Genomic DNA, 2161 nt, shown 5'->3' with positions numbered 1-2161 from the left:
GGGGCGGCCGCCGCCGCACACCAGGCGGGCGCCCTCCTCGATGCCCTTGGCGATGTAACCCTCGACGCGGGCGCGCTGCTTCTCCGAGATCAGCGAGCCGATCTGCGCGGCCGGGTCGTCCGGCTTGCCGACCGGCAGCATCTGCACGAAATTGCCGACGGCGTCCACGATTTCGTCGTAGCGCGACCGCGGGGCGAGGATGCGGCTCTGGGCCACGCAGGCCTGCCCGGTGTTCATGATTCCGGAGAAGACCAGCATCGGGATGGCGGCGGCGAGGTCGACGTCGTCGAGGACGATGGCCGCCGACTTACCGCCGAGTTCCAGGGTGCACGGCTTGAGCAGATCGGCGGCGCGCCGGCCGATCTCCTTGCCGACGGCGGAGCTGCCGGTGAAGGAGAACAGGTCGACGCCCGCGTTGGAGGTCAGTGCCTGGCCGGTTTCGACGCCGCCGGGCACCACCGACAGCACACCCTCGGGGAGTCCCGCCTCGGCGAAGGCCTCCGCCAGCGCGTTGGCGCTCAGCGGGGTCTCGGCGGCGGGCTTGAGCACCACGGTGCAGCCGGCCAGTAGCGCCGGGCCCAGCTTGTTGACGGCCAGGAAGAGCGGCACGTTCCACGCCACGATCGCGCCCACCACGCCGATCGGCTCGCGGTACACGATGCTCTGCCCGTAGCCGCCGTTGCGGGTCTCTTTCCACTTGACCTGGTCCGCCGCCGGGCCGGCGAAGAAGTTCAGGGCGCCGATCGAGCTCATCCAGTGCATCGTTTCGACGCTGGTCGGGGGCTGACCCGTCTCGGCCGCGAGCAGTTGCGTGAAGAGGTCCTTGCGCTCCTCCATGACCTTGAGCGCGTTGGCGATCACGGCCGCGCGCTCCTTCGGCGGCGTGCTGGGCCAGGGTCCGTTGTCGAAGGCCGCGCGCGCGGCGGCGACCGCGGCGTCGACGTCGGCGGCCGCCGCCAGCGGCACCTTGCCCACGTACTCACCGGTCGCGGGGCAGTGCACCTCGATGACCTCGGAGGTCGACGGTTCCGTCCATTTGCCGCCGATGAATAGCTTGTCGTACTCCGTTGTAGCGTCGCTCATGGGCGCCACCCTACCCAAGCCGACGCCAAACGAGAACACGTTTCACTATTGGGGTTGTAGGACCAGCACCAGATTGCTCACCAGGAACTCGCGCACGACCGGTATCGAAGTCAGCCACCACGCCCATCGTGGGTGGTAGCGCGGGAAAGCGGCCACCGCGGCCCCGGTGTTGGCCGACCAGTCCAGGCCCGCGGCGGCGGTCACCGCGAACAACGACGACCCGTAGTTGTTCTTGGGCGGATGCCCGTGTCTGCGGGCGTAGCGGGCGGCCGCGCGGGCGCCGCCCAGGTAGTGGGTCAGGCCCATCTCGTGGCCGCCGAAGGGACCGAGCCACACGGTGTACGACAGCACCGCCAGGCCCCCCGGCTTGGTCACTCGCAGCATTTCGGCGCCCAGCCGCCACGGCCTTGGCACGTGCTCGGCGACATTGGACGACAGGCAGATGTCCACCGAGTCGTCGGCGAACGGCAGCGCCATGCCCGACGCCCGCACGAACGTGCCGGCGTCCGCCGCGGTGCCGGGCGCCGGGCCGGCCGCGTGCATCTCGCCCGGGTCCGGCTCGACGCCGACGTAGCGGAACCCCGCGTCGGTGAACGCGGCCGCGAAGTAGCCGGGGCCGCCGCCGACGTCGAGCACCGTGCGGCCCGCCGGTGGTTCGTCACGCGTGGCCTGCCACAGGTCGGCCACCATCGCCGCGGTGTCGGCGGCCAGCGCGCCGTAGAAGCGGGCCGGGTCGGACTGCTCGTAGCGGAATTCCGACAGCAGCCGCACCGAGCGCGCCAGCGTCGCGCGCCGCGCGAAAACGCGCGTCGGGGACGGGGGATGGGCCACCGGCGAAACCCTACGCACGGTCGGGGGAGTGGTGCGCGAAGTGCCCGCCTCGCAGCGACAACGGGACCGGGTGGGGGGTGGTGTGCGAAGTGCCCGCCTCGCAGCGACAACGGGACCTAGCACGGCACCGCGCCGCGGGTCATCGCCCGGCGGGAGGCGCTTGTCGCTGTGTTGTCGCTACGAGGCGGGCACTTCGCCAATGCCCCGGGCCGTCCTCGGCGCGCCGCCGGCCTGGTTCCCAGACCGC

At 71.7% G+C, this 2161-nt stretch carries 2 protein-coding genes; both read right to left on the bottom strand.

The genetic code is table 11. The features are described from left to right. Positions 1-1083 (bottom strand): aldehyde dehydrogenase family protein (locus tag A5700_RS06710; protein ID WP_068066698.1); only part of this gene is annotated, 1083 nt, incomplete at its 3' end. 45 nt (positions 1084-1128) lie between these two features. Further along, complete coding sequence (locus A5700_RS06705) at positions 1129-1914, bottom strand: class I SAM-dependent methyltransferase (RefSeq protein ID WP_068066695.1); 786 nt, start codon at positions 1912-1914, stop codon at positions 1129-1131. Positions 1915-2161 lie beyond the last annotated feature (247 nt).

This window comes from Mycobacterium sp. E1214, assembly GCF_001666755.1.
Lineage (GTDB): Bacteria > Actinomycetota > Actinomycetes > Mycobacteriales > Mycobacteriaceae > Mycobacterium.
The sequence above is the reverse complement of the archived record's forward strand: the minus strand, read 5'-3'. Positions and strand labels throughout refer to the sequence as shown.